Source organism: Priestia aryabhattai (assembly GCF_023715685.1).
In the GTDB taxonomy this organism is placed as follows: domain Bacteria; phylum Bacillota; class Bacilli; order Bacillales; family Bacillaceae_H; genus Priestia; species Priestia aryabhattai_B.
Window position 1 is genome coordinate 1231909 of record NZ_JAMBOQ010000001.1, and the last position, 16008, is coordinate 1247916.

Below are 16008 nucleotides of genomic sequence, written 5' to 3' on the forward strand. Positions count from 1 at the left end.
AGATGATTTGATGATTTATCCGTATAAAGAAAAAATGCCTACCATTGCACCCAGCTGCTTTATCGCAGATTATGTCACGATTACTGGAGATGTCACCATTGGTGAAGAAAGCAGCATTTGGTTTAACACTGTTATTAGAGGAGATGTTTCACCTACTATTATCGGGAAACGAGTAAATATACAAGATCAATCAACACTCCATCAAAGCCCAAATGCTCCTTTGCTTATTGAAGATGATGTGACAGTAGGACATCAAGTCATTTTACATAGCTCCATCGTCCGCAAACGCGCGCTCATTGGCATGGGCTCTATTATTTTAGACGGCGCGGAAATTGGTGAAGGTGCTTTTATCGGTGCTGGAAGTTTAGTGCCTCCTGGTAAAAAAATACCGCCTAATACTCTCGCACTCGGCCGACCTGCTAAAGTGATCCGCGCTCTGACTGAAGAGGATTTAAAAGATATGCAGCGCATTCGTAAAGAATATGTAGAAAAAGGGCAGTATTATAAGTCTATTAAGAAATCTGATTCTTCATTATAAAGGAAACGTTCCCTCAGAAAGTCATACTGAGGGAATTTTTTTAGTATCTCCACAAACTCTCCAATCATGTTCTATTCTCCCCACAATTGTAAAGAAATTTCCATATTAATTTACATCGTTTTAGTACTGCCTCCACAATTAAAGATTAAACTGAATAATAAAGGCGTATTTATTGAAAAGGGAGCGACTCTATGAAAACCAAGTTAATTCAGTATGTATACGATGCCGAATGCCGATTATTCAAAAGTGTAAACCAACATTTTGATCGAAAGCACTTAAATAGATTTTTACGTTTACTAACTCACGCCGGCGGAGCCACGTTTACTATTGTGATAGCGTGCTTGCTGCTATTTCTGCACCCTTCATCCGTCGCTTACGCTTGTGCATTTTCTTTAGCCGTTAGTCATATTCCTGTCGCCATTGCTAAAAAACTATATCCGAGACAACGACCTTATATTCAATTAAAACATACAAAAGTATTAGAAAATCCATTAAAAGATCATTCATTTCCATCTGGGCATACAACAGCTATTTTTTCGTTGGTTACCCCTCTTATGATTGTTTATCCAGCCTTCGCTGCCGTTCTTTTGCCGCTTGCAGTAACGGTAGGAATTTCAAGAATTTATCTCGGTCTGCACTATCCGACGGATGTCATGGTAGGCCTGATACTGGGCATCTTTTCAGGTGCTGTTTCACTGAACATATTTTTAACATAATTGATAGGAGGAATACTAATGAGAATTGCTTTATTTACGGATACATTTGCTCCGGAAGTTAACGGTGCTGCTAAAACACTTTATCAATTTACTCAGTATGTCAATTCAAAGCAAATTCCCATCCAGGTATTTGCTCCTGAATTTGCTCATGACCGTTCATTTTCAACGTATGTTCACCGTTCGCCTAGCATGCCGTTTTTCCTTTATCCAAACAGCCGCTTTTCATTGCCAAACGTTCTAAAAATTAAAAAGCAGCTGCAGGAATTCAATCCTTCTCTTATTCATTTGGCCACTCCTTTTACAATGGGGCTTTGCGGCTCCTATTATGGAAAAAGATTAGGTGTTCCTCTTGTCGGCTCTTATCATACCAATTTTGATGATTATTTATCTCACTATGAACTTGAGAAGATGCGTGTACCACTGCAAAAATATATGAAATGGTTTTATAAACCTGTGCAAAAAATATTCGCTCCCTCTGAAGTGACCAAACAGCAGCTAGAAGAACAAGGGTTTCACAACGTAGCTATTTGGTCGCGAGGGGTAAATCACAAATTATTTCATCCCCACTATGACCGCTTTGATATTCGTATTAAATATAATATTAAAAAACCCTACATTTTAACGTATGTAGGAAGATTAGCTAAAGAAAAGAACGCTGATTTTTTACTGAAAATTGCACGATCTCTACCTGATCATATCCGCCATCAAATTCACTGGGTTATTGTGGGAGACGGCCCTTTAAAGGAACAAATGCAGCAGCAAGCATCTGAGCATATGACATTTACAGGCTTTCTTGAAGGTAAGCAACTTGCTCATATCTATTCATCATCTGATTTGTTTGTTTTTCCTTCAGAAACAGAAACCTTCGGAAATGTTGTACTGGAGTCTCTTGCTTCTGGAACTCCTGTGGTGGCAGCAAATGCAGGAGGAGTTAAACAGATGGTTCAGCACGGGCGAAATGGCTACCTTTGCAAACCTCACTCCTTAGAAGAATTCGGTTCGGCTATTACAGGTTTACTCGATGATTTGCACCAGCGGCTTCACTTTGGCCATGCAGCGAGACACTATGCTCTTACTCAATCATGGGATGCCATTTTTCAGCATTTGCTTTCAGAATATGAAGATGTCGTAGAAAAATCCGCTGAAGATATTCAATGGGCATAAAAAAAATCTCCGTTTTCACGGAGATTTTTTATTATTTAGCTAAAGCTTGAGTTTTTAATGTTTCAGCTTTGTCTGTGAACTCCCAAGGAAGCTCCACATCTGTACGACCAAAGTGACCGTAAGCTGCTGTTTGCTTATAAATCGGGCGACGTAAATCAAGCATTTTAATGATGCCTGCTGGACGTAGGTCAAAGTTTTTGCGTACTACATCTACTAGTACTTCTTCAGAAACTTTTCCTGTACCGAATGTATCAATTGAAATAGATACTGGTTGTGCAACACCAATTGCATATGCTAGTTGTACTTCACACTTATCAGCAAGATCAGCTGCTACAATGTTTTTCGCAACATAACGAGCTGCATAAGCTGCTGAACGGTCTACTTTTGTTGCGTCCTTACCAGAGAATGCACCGCCGCCGTGACGAGCATATCCGCCATAAGTATCAACGATAATTTTACGACCAGTTAAACCAGCATCTCCTTGAGGGCCGCCGATTACGAAACGTCCTGTTGGGTTAATGAAATACTTTGTATTTTCATCAATTAACTCGTTTGGCACAACTGGATTAATAACATATTCTTTTAAGTTACGTTGAATTTGCTCTAACGTTACTTCTGGGTGATGCTGAGTTGAAATAACAATTGTATCGATGCGAACAGGTTTGTTGTTTTCATCATATTCAACTGTTACTTGTGTTTTACCATCCGGGCGAAGGTAAGGAAGAATTTCTTCTTTACGTACTTCTGTTAGACGGCGAGCAAGTTTATGAGCTAATGAAATTGGAAGAGGCATTAATTCTTTTGTTTCGTTACATGCATAACCAAACATTAACCCTTGGTCTCCAGCTCCTATTGCTTCGATTTCTTCATCTGACATTTGACCTTCACGTGCTTCTAACGCTTGGTCTACACCAGCAGCGATATCAGCTGACTGCTCGTCGATAGATGTTAATACTGCACAAGTTTCAGCATCAAATCCGTATTTTGCACGAGTATAGCCAATTCCTTTAATTGTTTCACGAACTGTTTTAGGAATATCCACGTAAGTAGAAGTTGTAATTTCACCACTTACTAAAACTAAACCAGTTGTTACGCTTGTTTCACAAGCAACACGAGCATTTGGATCCTTTGCTAGGATAGCATCAAGAATTGAGTCAGAAATTTGGTCACAAATTTTATCGGGATGTCCCTCTGTAACAGATTCTGACGTGAACAGACGACGTTGTGTTGACATCAGTTTTCCTCCTTATAAATACGATACATTGTGATACGGTACTCATTCCCTTATTTTCATTACACGTTAAAAAATATAAAAAAACCTTTCCTTGTATCGAGGAAAGGTATCAAATTCTACATAAGCCTTTCACTCTTATCGATCAAGGTTGTGCCCTTGCATCAGGTTAGCACCTTATCGTCCACACAAAAAAATGACGATGGTTGCTGGGTTTCACAGGGCCTGTCCCTCCACCAGCTCGGGATAAGAGAGTATCCGTTCAAGGACATATAATACATGAAAAAGCGCTTCACTGTCAACAACATTCAAATGGAAATCATCTCTTTACGTTTGAATCTGTTTTAATGTAACATACTCAAATTTCAAAATAGTACACCTTATTAAGAATGATCACTAAGTTTGGTTAACAAGACAGATCAAAAAGAGACTTTCACTTGAAATAACTTCACTTTTTTCGCTTCTAGCACATATATATGTGTCTAAAATAGGTATAACGTACATTTTTTTATAATACACAAACATTTTTAGTTAAATAGTATAGAATAATTAAATAAATGTGTTATACTAATTATAAATTTCAAACATTAATGAATAAATAATAGCTAAAAAAGGAAGGTAGTGCACATGAGTACTGTTGATATGTCTATCGAATTAAATGGTTTGCTTCAATTAAAAACAACAAAACACCAATTATCTGTTCCACAACTTGTTGAAAAAATTCTAGCTCGACGCGAAGGAACGCTGACTTCTACAGGTGCTGTGTCAGTCGAAACCGGAAAATATACAGGTCGCTCTCCTTTGGATAAATTTATTGTAAGCGATGCTGTGTCTTCAAAAACGGTTGAATGGGGACCTGTCAATCAGCCAATTTCTGCTCAGCGATTCGATGCGCTATACAAAAAAGTCTTAACCCACTTAAAGAAGCAGGATGAACTTTTTGTTTTTAATGGATATGCTGGAGCTGATAAAAAGTATCAGTTACCAATTCAAGTAGTTAATGAATTTGCATGGCACAACCTATTCGCTCAGCAGTTATTCATTCGCCCTTCAGCTGAACAAAAAACAAATGATGATGTGAAGCCGTTTACAATTGTAGCAGCTCCAACATTCAAAGCTGATCCTGAAACAGACGGGACGAATTCTGAAACCTTCATTATTCTTTCATTAGAGCGGCGCATTGTGCTAATTGGAGGAACTGAGTACGCTGGTGAAATGAAAAAATCTATTTTCTCAGTGATGAACTTCTTGCTTCCTCAAAACAATATTCTATCCATGCACTGTTCTGCTAACGTAGGAGAAGAAGGTGACGTTGCATTATTCTTTGGTTTATCTGGAACGGGTAAAACAACGCTTTCTGCTGATGCAAATCGTCGTTTAATCGGAGATGACGAGCACGGTTGGTCAAGCTCTGGTGTATTTAATATTGAAGGAGGCTGCTACGCGAAATGCATTCAGCTTTCTGAAGAAAAAGAACCGCAAATTTTTAATGCAATTCGCTTCGGCGCCGTACTGGAAAATGTAGTGTTAAATCAAAATACGAAAGTAGCAGATTACAATGATAATAGTTTAACAGAGAATACTCGTGCCGCTTATTCAATTGACTCTATTGATAATACGGTATTGCCAAGCGTCGCTGGGCACCCTACAGCTATTGTCTTTTTAACTGCTGATGCCTTCGGCGTCTTGCCTCCAATCAGCAAGCTTACAAAAGAACAAGCGATGTACCATTTTCTGAGCGGATATACTAGTAAGTTAGCTGGAACAGAACGCGGCGTAACATCGCCGCAGGCTACTTTCTCTACATGCTTTGGTGAGCCTTTCTTACCTCTTGCTCCAACAACTTATGCAGAAATGCTAGGAAAGAAAATCGATGAACATAATGTAAATGTCTACCTTGTAAACACTGGATGGACCGGCGGTGAATACGGTGTGGGTGAACGAATGAAGTTAAGTTACACTCGAGCTATGGTTCAAGCAGCTCTTGAAGGAGAACTAGCTAATACCGAAACAGTAACAGATGCTATTTTTGGTTTATCGATTCCAACTCATGTTCCGGGAGTTCCTGATGAAGTGCTTCAGCCTTCTAAAGCATGGAACGATGCAACAGCTTATAACCAAAAAGCAACTGAGCTTGCCGCTAAATTCAAAGCTAATTTCAAGCGTTTTAATGATGTAGCATCTGACATTTCAACATTAGGCGGACCTAGAGTCTAATAAAAAACCGATCGTCTTATGGACGATCGGTTTTTTAGTTAGTCGAATATAATTTTGTCAGTTCATATGTGACAATGGTTTTTTCCTGCTCCATTTCTACCTTACGCACAACAGCAGTTCCAATACATTCTCCATTTTTCGTTTTGTGAATGTTTAATGGAATATCTAACGGATACAAACGATATCCTTTTTTCTCAATTTGAAAAATGTTATCCGTTACACGTTTTTCGTTGCCTTTTGTCACAATCATTGTATTTAATTCTAGTGGCATCCCCATTTTTTTCTCACTCCTCACTGTTATTCTACTTGTTTTTTCTATCGTAGCATATCTTTTATTGCGCTTTCATCCACTTTGTTAACTTCTTCACCGTTTCTCGATTTTCTTTTGGTGGAAAAGCATGTGGAAAGTTTTCAAAGTACCAGCTGGTAACTTTTTTATTGGACTCTTTTAGTTTGGATTCGAGCTGATAGGAATGATCAATCGACACGTTTTTATCTTCTAAACCATGAATGAGCAAGACCGGCGGCTCGACGAGATGAGCACGATGCAAAGGTGTCCTCCATTCGTATCTTTCAGGATATTTAGCAGGAGTTCCTCCAATCACCCGCTTCATCATTCTTCTTAAATCTTCCCTTTCTTCATATGTCAGCACCATATCCGTGACGCCTCCCCACAACACAAGAGAACGGCTGTCGTTTTTTTCAATTGCTGTGAGTAAAGCCATCACTCCCCCTCTTGAAAACCCAAAGATATGAATGCGGTCATGGTTAACGTTGGGCAGCTGCTTCAGTAAATCGTAAGCTGCAAAAGCATCGTAACGATCATCTCCTGCAAAATCTTCGTTTCCTTCTCCTCCTTGATTTCCCCTATAGAACGGAGCCATCACAATAAAACCTTGAGAAGCAAATTGAATGAGTCGAGCAGGACGAACGGTTCCTACGTTCTTAATACCTCCTCTTAAGTATAAAAAGCCGTCATACATCCCTTTTTCTTTTGGCTCTGCGAGCATTCCTTTAATCTTAAGCCCTTGACATGCATATGTAATCACCCACAGCGCCACGCGAGGGTTTGGTGATGGGAAACGCTGTTTATGAAGAATTGTTCCATCTTTCATTTTTTTCCTCCATTCTTTATATAACTAGCCTGTTTTCTCCCGCTAAGGTGTACTTTCAATCGTTGACTAATACTTCTTTGATTTTCCACATGTTATATAGGCACTCACCTTCTTCTACTTTCTTACATACATTATCATAAAATATTTTATTCTTTTAAGGAGGTTTGCTTTATGAAACCAATTAAATGGCTCTTTTCTTTGCTTGCTATTATGATTTTACTCATTCCACTAATTAGCTGCAGCAAAACAACATCTGTACAAACGGTTCGTGTTGGTGAAGTAACTCGCTCTATCTTTTATGCTCCCCAGTACATTGCTATTTCAAAAGGCTTTTTTGAAGAAGAAGGACTAAAGGTAGATTTAAAAACAACGTGGGGCGGAGATAAGACGATGACGTCACTTTTATCTGACGGCATCGACGTCGCCTTAGTCGGCTCCGAAACTTCAATCTACGTATATGCACAGGGGTCTAGTGATCCCGTCATCAACTTTGCACAGCTAACCCAAACCGACGGAACATTTCTAGTAGCGCGTAAAAAGGTTGATCAATTCTCATGGGATCAACTTAAAGGCAAAACGTTTCTTGGTCAGCGCAAAGGCGGCATGCCGCAAATGGTGGGGGAATATGTGCTGAAACAGCATAATATTGATCCTAAAAAAGATGTAAAACTCGTTCAAAACATTGATTTTGCTAACGTTGCGAATGCTTTTGCTTCTGGTACTGGAGATTACGTTCAATTATTTGAGCCAACGGCTAGTATTTTAGAGCAACAAGGAAAAGGACATATCGTTGCTTCCTTCGGAAAAGAATCAGGAACAGTTCCTTATACAACATTTATGGCCAAAGAAAGCTATTTAAAAGATAACCCTGAAGCAGCAGCTAAATTTACTCGAGCTATTTATAAAGCACAAAAATGGGTGGACACACATAGCACAGAAGAAATTGCTGAAGTGGTTGCACCGTATTTTGAAGATACACCTAAAGAAACGCTAAAAACTGTTATTGACCGCTATAAATCCCAAAAATCCTTTGCAACAAACCCTTTATTAGATCAAAAAGAGTGGGATCATTTACAAACAATCATGGATGAATCTGGAGAACTTCCAAGACACATTGATCACAACAAGTTAGTCAACACAAAATTCGCCAAAGATGCAATGAGTGAGTAATATGACAAAACTTCACATTCAAGATGTTCAGCATATGTATCTTACGACAAAGTCTGCTACCACTGCACTTGAACATATTAATTTGTCTATTGAAGAAGGAGAATTTGTTTCCTTTCTCGGCCCCAGCGGATGTGGAAAAACGACGCTTCTATCGATTATTGCAGGATTGATTGAACCAACGTCCGGCTTCGTCACAATAGACGGTGAAAATATCGGAACATCAGTCCCAAACATCGGTTATATGCTTCAACAAGATTATTTGTTTCCGTGGAAAACCATTAAAGAAAATATTTTACTTGGGCTTGAAATTCGCGGAGAGATAACAGATGAAACAGAGAGCAAAGCACTGTTACTCCTAAAAGAAATTGGTTTACAGGGCGTAGATAGCCTATATCCGCACCAGTTATCCGGAGGCATGAGACAACGCGTCGCTTTAGTCCGAACACTTGCCATTGATCCCGCTATTTTACTCTTAGATGAACCTTTTTCAGCACTTGATTTTCAAACAAAACTCAAGCTTGAAGAACTTGTCTCCAAAACGCTGATGACCTATAAAAAAACGGCCGTTTTGGTCACGCACGATATCGGCGAAGCTATTGCCATGAGCAGCCGAATCTTTTTATTCTCAGCCAAGCCGGGAAAAATCGCAAAAACATTTACGGTTCCTTCTATTTTACGAACCCTCTCTCCGTTTGAAGCACGACAGCACCCTGTCTATAACGACTTATTTATGGACATATGGAAGGAGCTTGATCAACTTGAAACCCACTAGCTCCCTAGATACTCTTCATGAAAGCTACCTTCGCAAGGTTCGAGTCGAAAAACGATTAGTACTGAGCGTGCAGCTGATAATTTTCTTAGCCTTTTTTAGCTTATGGGAACTGGCTTCTCGTTTAAAGTGGATTGACCCCTTAATCTTCAGTTCCCCTACTAAAGTATGGCATTTATTTTTAATTAAACTTGCCGACGGCTCGCTAGCAGAACATATTGGTTTTACGTTATTTGAAACGGTTCTTGGCTTCATTTTAGGCACAGTGCTAGGTATTTTACTTGCAACGGCTCTTTGGTATTCAACTAGGCTTGCACATATATTAGACCCTTACCTCGTTATTTTAAACGCCATGCCAAAAGTAGCGCTGGGCCCTATTTTAATTGTAGCTATCGGTCCAGGATTTTTCTCAATCTTAACGATGGGGGCGATTATATCAGTTATTATTACATCCATCGTCGTTTACACAGCATTTAAAGAAGTTGATACAAACTATATTAAATTACTAAAAAGCTTTGGAGCAACGAAAACCCGCTGTTTTAAAGAAGCAATTTTGCCAGCTTCCATGCCTGCTATTATTTCCACATTTAAAGTAAATGTCGGCTTATCTTGGGTAGGAGTCATCGTAGGAGAATTTTTAGTTTCTTCGAAAGGGCTTGGATATATGATTATTTATGGTTTCCAAGTCTTCAACTTTACTCTTGTTCTTCTCAGCTTATTATTAATTGCCATTTTCGCTACGATTATGTACCAAGGCGTTGCTTATTTAGAAAAAAAATTGATCAGACGCTCATAAAAAAATACCCCCGTACAAACGGGGGTATTTTCATTGATATGATGCTTTTACAAAAATGTTCGCTTTACATATTTCATTACATATTGCAAAACATTATCTTTCATGATGAAGCTGTACGCATCATCTTGTTGAATGCCCGAAGGTAGTTCATCAATCATTACGGGACCATCCGTTTCCATGTAGTCTTCTTTTTTAATTACATTTCCAATAGTAGCAAAATAAATATTTTTAATAATGGTCTTTCCTTTACTTACTACTTTATATTGCCCAATATAAGTTAAAGAAGAGACTTCTCCGCCTGTTTCTTCAAATACTTCTCGAACCGCTGCTTCTTCTGGTACTTCATTGCCTTCTAGTTTTCCTCCGGGAAATTCTAAACCTCGTTTTGAGTGATTCGTTAGCAACCATTGATTTTCATACCTGCATACGACCCAAACATGACGTGGAGTTTTCGAGAATGGATTTTTTTCAAATGATAAAAATACTTGATTATGATATGCATCCTTAAATGTGTACATGGTCTACTCAAACTCCATTTGATTTTTCCCTTATTTTATCATACATTACGGCCATACCTGATAAGAAAAGTATGCTCGTACTTTTTTTCTTTTCTTTTTACCCATTATTCCATTCTATCTAAAGATAAAATCTTCATTTGTTTGATATGTGATTTTGTTTCATCGTCTCCCAGCTGATAAAGCATGGCATATATTTCAACTGTCGTTTTATCGTACATATCATTTTGAGAATCATGATGATATTCCAGATACGGAATATGTGATCGCCAAAAGCTTGACCAATCGCTTGAAGCACGCTGATCTAAATACGTTCTCAGCTGCTCCACTTCTTCATCTGTTGCTTCAATCGCATAATTCCAATCTGAAGCAGTATTTGACTGATTGATTTCCCCTGAACTCAGAGATACATAATATTTTTTTGTCATGAAAGATATTCAGCTCCTTCTTTCTAGTGCCAACTTATCTTTCTTATTTGTATCTTATTCTTTTTTTATACACTCTACGATTTGAAGCGGTCTTTTAAAAACTCTATTGCTTTTTTTAACGGTTCTGGAATTGGAATTCCTACAATTCGTGCGTTTTCTGTAATTGAAATCATTTCGTTTAAAATATAGAACAAAATAGCTCCATCTCGAATAATATGACCGTTTTCCCAAAATACAGAATCGATAAAGTTTGCTATAGCAATCATGGCAAAAATATAAATCTTTTTGGCAATTCCTTTAAAACCTACTTTGCTAGATAAACGTTTATTTATAAAAGCTGCAATCGTGCCTGTCAAGTAATCCATTGCCACTAATGCTACTAAAGCCATTAGTAAATAGTCCCACTCTCCAAATAAAAAAAAAGCCAGTGAACCTAAACTTGAGATTATCAAGACAGAAAGCTTCTGCATATCCACTTTTTTCACCCTTTCAGCAGTCATATCCCTACAGTATATGCTGGTGAAAAAAAAGTGTTCGTCCATTTTCTCATAAAAAAACCTGCGATTACTCGCAGGTTTTAATTACTTACCTAGGAATGATTTTAACATCCACGTATGCTTTTCTAAGCTTTGATGAATGGCTAACAGCATGTCCCCTGTTGTTTCATCGCCCGCTTTACCGGCTGCGTCCATTCCTTCTTTTAATTCAGCAGTTAGCGTATCAAAATCGCTTACTAAAGAAGCAACCATATCTTTAGCCGTTTCACTTCCATCAGCTTCTTTAATAGAAGAAAGTTCTAACGATTCTTTCATTGTTGCCACAGGTTTTCCTTCTAATGCTAAAAGACGTTCTGCAAGGTCATCAATAATTGTAGCTGTTTCCGTATACAGCTCTTCAAACTTTTCATGAAGAGTGAAGAATTGTTCACCTTTTACGTACCAGTGAAAATTATGAAGTTTTATGTACATTACACTAAAATTTGCTACTTGTTTATTAACGATTTCATTTACATTTGCTGCCATATTGTTCGCTCCTTTGTGAACTCTTTGTATAGTATAATTGTACCCTTCTTTAGTTGATTAAAACATTTTTTCACAAAAAGAGACATTTCCCTTTCTTTAGACCTAGAGAAACTCTTTCATCTTTTTCCAAATAAAATAAGCAGCCCAGCGGACTGCTTATTTTTAGCCAAATACTTTTTCAAAATCTTCTTTGTCCTGTTCTAACCAGAATTTCATCAAGCGTTTTGCTCCTTCTAAATCGTGAAGTTTCGCTTGACCGCACTGCTTTTCATTTGCTGCTGGAATTTCAGTAATGTTAATTGCATCTTTTAACGTATCATCTAACAAATCAATAATTTCACGTACAGTCGGCTCACCGCTCACTACTAAGTAGTACCCTGTTTGACACCCCATAGGCGAAATATCAATAATATCAAAGTGATTGTATTTCTCTACATGAGTACGAATATTAAAAGCTAATAAATGCTCTAACGTATGAATAACGTCCGGCTTCATTGCTTGTTTGTTTGGTTGGCAAAAACGAATATCAAATTTATTTACAACGCCGTCGCTTCCCACTTTGTGAACACCGCAGTGTCTTACGTAAGGTGCTTTAACCGCATTATGGTCTAGCTCAAAACTTTCTACTGATGGCATAATACCACTCCTTTTTTCTTCTTTCATCTATCATAACATGCAATTCCGATATATTTCATCCATTTAATAACCTTTATTTCTTTTAGTTGCTTTTTATTCCTTCTATCCCTTATAGTATGAGCAAACACGAAAGAAAGAACGTGATAATAAATGATTGCAAAGCTTTTGCTTTTACTTATAAAAGGATATCAAAAAGGAATTTCACCTTTTCTTCCGGCAAGATGCCGGTTTTACCCTACCTGCTCACAGTACGGAGTTGAATCCATTAAACGCTTTGGTGCCTTAAAGGGCTCTTATTTGACTGTAAAACGCATTTTAAAATGCCACCCTTTCCATCCGGGTGGCATTGATGAAGTACCTGAGAAAAAATCACACTAAGCTTTATTTGTTTTCGATCGCTTCATATCCATTTACAACAACATCTAGCTTTCCCGTATTTGGATCAATAACTAGTCCATGTACAGGAATATCTTTTGAAAACAGAGGGTGATTACGAATTGTATCTACACTATGCTGAACAGTCTCTTCTACTGAATCAAAACCCGTTAACCATTTTTTTAAGTCCATACCAGAGTATTCAATGGTATTAATCACTTCGTCTGAGATGCCTTTTGCTCTTACTTTCTCTAAAAAAGGTTCCGCCTGAAGTTTACCTGCTCCGCAGTCATGGTGACCAATTACACATACCTCATCTGCTTGAAGCGCGTATACAGCTATTAAAATGCTTCGCATAATACTTCCAAATGGATGTGAAACAAGCGCTCCTGCGTTTTTAACAATCTTTACGTCTCCGTTGCGCAAATTTAAAGCATGTGGAAGCAATTCTACTAATCTTGTGTCCATACACGATAAAATAACCATTTTTTTATCAGGGAATTTGCTTGTTTCGTAAAGTTCATACTTTTTTTCTTCTACAAATTTTTGGTTGAATTCTAAAACATCTTGTAATAAGCTCATTTGCTGTCTTCTCCTTCATAAAAAAATTCTTTCTTGTATTATAATACTTTTTACTATAAGATGAAAAGTGTTAAATCGTAATCATTATTATTTATAGATAAGAAAGTAGGTTATAACAGTGAAAAAAATTCCCGTTACCGTCTTAAGCGGATACCTTGGTTCAGGTAAAACAACTCTTTTGAACCATATTTTAAAAAATAAAGAAGGTTTAAAGGTCGCGGTTATCGTCAATGACATGAGCGAAGTAAATATTGATGCAGATTTAGTTAAACAAGGCGGATTTTCTCGAACAGAAGAAAAACTAGTTGAAATGCAAAATGGCTGTATTTGCTGTACGCTTCGAGATGATTTAATGAAAGAAGTAGAACGCCTAGCTGATAATGGAGACATTGATTATATTGTAATTGAGTCATCTGGAATTAGCGAGCCTATCCCTGTTGCTCAAACATTTACTTATATTGATGAAGAGCTTGGCATTGATTTAACTCAGAAATGTTCGTTAGATACGATGGTGACTGTAGTAGATGCTAATCGCTTTTGGGAAGACTTTTCATCCGGCGAAAGCTTATTAGACCGCAAAGAAGGAACGGATGAAAACGATACGAGAGAAGTGGTTGATTTATTAATCGATCAAATTGAATTTGCAAACGTTATTTTGTTAAACAAAGTTGATTTGTTAACAAAAGATGATGCAAATGAGCTGCAAGCTGTTCTTCACAAATTAAACCCAGAAGCCACTATTATCCAAACGATTAATAGTGAGGTAAGCCTTGAGGCCATACTTCATACCAACTTATTTGACTTTGAAAAAGCTAGTCAAGGAGCCGGGTGGATTAAAGAACTAAATGAAGAACACCATACGCCTGAAACTGAAGAGTTTGGTATTTCTTCTTTTGTATACAGAAGGAATCGTCCCCTTCATCCTGAACGCTTTATGAAATGGCTAGAGAACTGGCCGGTTGATATTGTACGTGCAAAGGGATTTTTCTGGCTTGCTTCACGTAACCATATGGCAGGAATTCTTTCTCAAGCCGGTACGTCCATTATGATTCAAGCAGCGGGTGAATGGGTGGCGACGTACACAGCAGAGGAAAGAGAACAAATCTTAAAAGAAGAACCTGAATTACGTGCAAAATGGGATGAGCAATTTGGAGACCGTATTAACGAGCTTGTGTTCATTGGTATTGATATGAACGAAGCTGAAATTATTGAAACATTAGACGGTTGTTTGCTGACAAATGAGGAAATGAATCAAGATTGGGCTAGTCTCAAAGATCCTCTTCCGAAATTTACAGTAAGCGCGTAAATTTATAGTTTTCAAATCGTAATAATTACGATATAATAACATAGGTCATAAATGGTTACGATACGAACGGAAGGAGAAACATAATGAAATTCAAACCACTTTTAATGGTGCTTGCATTAGGAATTGGAACATCCCTTGCAGGGTGCAGTTCAAGCAGTGCAAATAACGCATCTGATAATAAAAACAAAAAATTAGAAGTTTATACAACAATTTACCCTTTACAGGACTTTACTGAAAAAATCGGTGGAAAATATGTAGAAGCTAAAAGTATTTTACCAACCGGTGTAGATGCTCACTCATTTGAACCTACAACAAAAACAATGGTCAAAATCGCAAACGCGGACGCATTCGTTTACTCAGGAATTGGACTTGAAGGTTTTGCAGATAAAGCACAATCTACACTAAAAAATGAAGATGTAGCTTTAGTAGAAGCTGCAAAAGGAATTGAATTAGCAAAGAGTTCTGAAGATGAGCATGCCCACGAGGACGAACATGCTCATGAAGAAGAGCATAACCACGGAGATACAGACCCTCACGTTTGGCTTGATCCTATTTTAGCTATTCAATTAGCAGAAAATATTAAAAATGAACTTGTTGAATTAAAACCGGATAAAAAAGCAGAATTTGAAAAGAACTTCCAAGCGTTAAAAGCTCAGCTTGAAGATGTAGACCAAGAGCTAAACACAACGATTGGCGACGCACCTCATAAAGAAATTTTAGTATCACATGCAGCTTACGGCTACTGGGAAAAAAGATACGGCTTAAAGCAAATTAGCGTAGCGGGTTTATCCCCTACAAATGAACCGTCTCAAAAACAATTAGAAAACATCGTAAAACAGGCAAAACAAGACAACATCAAATACTTTATTTTTGATCAAAATTTAAAACCTAAAGTGTCTACGCTTGTTAAAAACGAAGTGGGAGCTCAAGCTTTGACACTTCATAACTTAGAGTCATTAACGAAAGACGATGTTAAAAATAAGGAAGATTATTTCTCCATTATGCAACACAATATTGATACGTTGAAAAAAGCATTATATTAATAAAAAAAACTAGCCTCTCGGCTAGTTTTTTATTGTAATTTATATTTGTGCTTAAAGCGTTCTACACGGCCGCCTTTATCAGCAAATTTTTGTTTTCCTGTATAAAATGGATGTGTATCTGAACTGATTTCAACTTTTAAAAGCGGATATGTGTTGCCATCTTCCCATTGAACGGTCTCATTTGATTGTTTTGTAGAACCTGATAAAAATGATGTTCCGCTATTTGTATCCATAAATACAACTTTGCGATAGTCTGGATGAATATTTGTTTTCATAAAATATCTCTCCTTTAAAACAATATACCTTTATTATAATCGTAATGATTACTATTTTCAAGCGATATGTTTTACCAATTCCGATGCATAAAGCGTGGTAAAAAGTGGAC

At 37.6% G+C, this 16008-nt stretch carries 20 protein-coding genes and 1 riboswitch; of the genes, 10 read left to right on the top strand and 10 right to left on the bottom strand.

The window, feature by feature from the left end; translation table 11 throughout:
• The first annotated feature begins 10 nt into the window (after positions 1–10).
• From M3225_RS06340 to M3225_RS06350, 3 genes are all read left to right on the top strand, one after another.
• Positions 11–538: a gamma carbonic anhydrase gene (locus M3225_RS06340; protein WP_251391768.1), complete on the top strand. Its 528-nt coding sequence runs from the start codon at positions 11–13 to the stop codon at positions 536–538.
• Positions 539–729: 191 nt separating this feature from the next.
• Positions 730–1254 (top strand): phosphatase PAP2 family protein, encoded by a 525-nt coding sequence (locus M3225_RS06345; RefSeq protein ID WP_251391770.1) that lies wholly within the window; start codon positions 730–732, stop codon positions 1252–1254.
• A gap of 18 nt (positions 1255–1272) precedes the next feature.
• A complete protein-coding gene (locus M3225_RS06350) occupies positions 1273–2418 on the top strand; it encodes a glycosyltransferase family 4 protein (RefSeq protein ID WP_251391772.1) in 1146 nt (381 codons plus the stop codon).
• A 31-nt stretch (positions 2419–2449) separates the two neighbouring features.
• Here M3225_RS06350 and metK read toward each other — a convergent pair whose 3' ends face one another.
• Positions 2450–3652 carry a methionine adenosyltransferase gene (gene metK / locus M3225_RS06355; protein WP_251391775.1) on the bottom strand — a complete coding sequence of 401 codons (1203 nt, stop codon included), beginning with the start codon at positions 3650–3652 and terminating at the stop codon, positions 2450–2452.
• Between the two features lie 132 nt (positions 3653–3784).
• A riboswitch (SAM riboswitch) is annotated at positions 3785–3902 on the bottom strand.
• Positions 3903–4276: 374 nt separating this feature from the next.
• Between metK and pckA the strand changes: the two genes are divergently transcribed.
• Positions 4277–5866, top strand: a complete 1590-nt coding sequence (pckA, locus tag M3225_RS06360) for a phosphoenolpyruvate carboxykinase (ATP) (RefSeq protein ID WP_028411848.1) — start codon at positions 4277–4279, stop codon at positions 5864–5866.
• A 34-nt stretch (positions 5867–5900) separates the two neighbouring features.
• Here the strand turns inward: pckA and M3225_RS06365 are convergent, their stop codons facing one another.
• Together M3225_RS06365 and M3225_RS06370 are read right to left on the bottom strand one after the other, a co-directional pair.
• The gene (locus M3225_RS06365) at positions 5901–6143 is read right to left on the bottom strand and encodes a DUF2584 domain-containing protein (RefSeq protein ID WP_251391777.1); all 243 of its coding nucleotides are present in this window, start codon (positions 6141–6143) and stop codon (positions 5901–5903) included.
• 55 nt (positions 6144–6198) lie between these two features.
• Complete coding sequence (locus M3225_RS06370) at positions 6199–6981, bottom strand: alpha/beta hydrolase family protein (RefSeq protein ID WP_251391778.1); 783 nt, start codon at positions 6979–6981, stop codon at positions 6199–6201.
• Positions 6982–7152: 171 nt separating this feature from the next.
• Between M3225_RS06370 and M3225_RS06375 the strand changes: the two genes are divergently transcribed.
• The 3 genes from M3225_RS06375 to M3225_RS06385 are packed head-to-tail and all read left to right on the top strand — an operon-like array spanning position 7153 to position 9716.
• Entirely contained in the window at positions 7153–8151 is a 999-nt protein-coding gene (locus M3225_RS06375) for an ABC transporter substrate-binding protein (protein ID WP_251391779.1), read from the top strand.
• 1 nt (position 8152) lies between these two features.
• Positions 8153–8923 (top strand): ABC transporter ATP-binding protein, encoded by a 771-nt coding sequence (locus tag M3225_RS06380; protein WP_251391780.1) that lies wholly within the window; start codon positions 8153–8155, stop codon positions 8921–8923.
• Positions 8910–9716: an ABC transporter permease gene (locus M3225_RS06385; protein WP_251391781.1), complete on the top strand. Its 807-nt coding sequence runs from the start codon at positions 8910–8912 to the stop codon at positions 9714–9716. The genes M3225_RS06380 and M3225_RS06385 overlap by 14 nt, the downstream gene beginning before the upstream one ends.
• A gap of 47 nt (positions 9717–9763) precedes the next feature.
• On the opposite strand, the gene ytkD is transcribed toward M3225_RS06385, so the two are convergent.
• From ytkD to M3225_RS06410, 5 genes are all read right to left on the bottom strand, one after another.
• Positions 9764–10234, bottom strand: a complete 471-nt coding sequence (gene ytkD / locus M3225_RS06390) for an RNA deprotection pyrophosphohydrolase (protein ID WP_013059543.1) — start codon at positions 10232–10234, stop codon at positions 9764–9766.
• Positions 10235–10338: 104 nt separating this feature from the next.
• On the bottom strand, positions 10339–10659 hold the full coding sequence (locus tag M3225_RS06395) for a hydrolase (protein WP_251391782.1): 321 nt from the start codon (positions 10657–10659) through the stop codon (positions 10339–10341).
• Positions 10660–10733: 74 nt separating this feature from the next.
• Entirely contained in the window at positions 10734–11159 is a 426-nt protein-coding gene (locus M3225_RS06400) for a phage holin family protein (protein ID WP_308215718.1), read from the bottom strand.
• Between the two features lie 81 nt (positions 11160–11240).
• Positions 11241–11681 (bottom strand): Dps family protein, encoded by a 441-nt coding sequence (locus M3225_RS06405; protein ID WP_251391783.1) that lies wholly within the window; start codon positions 11679–11681, stop codon positions 11241–11243.
• Positions 11682–11843: 162 nt separating this feature from the next.
• Positions 11844–12317 (bottom strand): S-ribosylhomocysteine lyase, encoded by a 474-nt coding sequence (locus M3225_RS06410; RefSeq protein ID WP_251391784.1) that lies wholly within the window; start codon positions 12315–12317, stop codon positions 11844–11846.
• Positions 12318–12467: 150 nt separating this feature from the next.
• On the opposite strand from M3225_RS06410, the gene yidD reads away from it, so the two are divergent.
• A complete protein-coding gene (yidD, locus tag M3225_RS06415; RefSeq protein ID WP_192995511.1) occupies positions 12468–12695 on the top strand; it encodes a membrane protein insertion efficiency factor YidD in 228 nt (75 codons plus the stop codon).
• A 3-nt stretch (positions 12696–12698) separates the two neighbouring features.
• On the opposite strand, the gene M3225_RS06420 is transcribed toward yidD, so the two are convergent.
• A complete protein-coding gene (locus M3225_RS06420; protein WP_251391785.1) occupies positions 12699–13274 on the bottom strand; it encodes a beta-class carbonic anhydrase in 576 nt (191 codons plus the stop codon).
• Positions 13275–13392: 118 nt separating this feature from the next.
• Here M3225_RS06420 and M3225_RS06425 point away from each other — a divergent pair, with 118 nt between their 5' ends.
• Entirely contained in the window at positions 13393–14580 is a 1188-nt protein-coding gene (locus M3225_RS06425) for a GTP-binding protein (protein ID WP_251391787.1), read from the top strand.
• 83 nt (positions 14581–14663) lie between these two features.
• The gene (locus tag M3225_RS06430) at positions 14664–15623 is read left to right on the top strand and encodes a metal ABC transporter substrate-binding protein (RefSeq protein ID WP_251391788.1); all 960 of its coding nucleotides are present in this window, start codon (positions 14664–14666) and stop codon (positions 15621–15623) included.
• Between the two features lie 29 nt (positions 15624–15652).
• Here M3225_RS06430 and M3225_RS06435 read toward each other — a convergent pair whose 3' ends face one another.
• Positions 15653–15898, bottom strand: coding sequence for a type B 50S ribosomal protein L31 (locus M3225_RS06435; protein ID WP_251391789.1), 246 nt, complete (start codon positions 15896–15898; stop codon positions 15653–15655).
• Between the last annotated feature and the right edge of the window lie 110 nt (positions 15899–16008).